At 66.7% G+C, this 258-nt stretch carries 1 pseudogene; it reads left to right on the forward strand.

What is annotated here, in order from left to right:
- Positions 1–218, forward strand: a pseudogene (locus L0D17_RS14100) (ABC transporter); the annotation flags it as partial.
- Between the last annotated feature and the right edge of the window lie 40 nt (positions 219–258).

A 258-nucleotide genomic window follows, 5' to 3' on the forward strand; every position in this document is an offset into this window, starting at 1 on the left:
ACTTCTTCTCCCTGGTTCGCTTCGCTCCCTGGATGACCCCCCTCCCCTTTGCCCCAGGGACGCAGCTCCTGAAGCTCGCCCTCACCGGGGAGGGGGCGTTCCCCGGGCTTCTCCTCCTCGCCTTCGTGCAGGCCCTCCTCTTTCTCGGGGCGGGGCTTTTCGCCCTGGCCTGGGTCTACGCGGCGGTGCGGCGGAGGGGCCTATTAGGGAGGTACTGATGCGGCTTTTGGTGCAGAACGTCCACAAGCGCTTCGGCAA

The organism is Thermus thalpophilus (assembly GCF_022760915.1).
Classification (GTDB): domain Bacteria; phylum Deinococcota; class Deinococci; order Deinococcales; family Thermaceae; genus Thermus; species Thermus thalpophilus.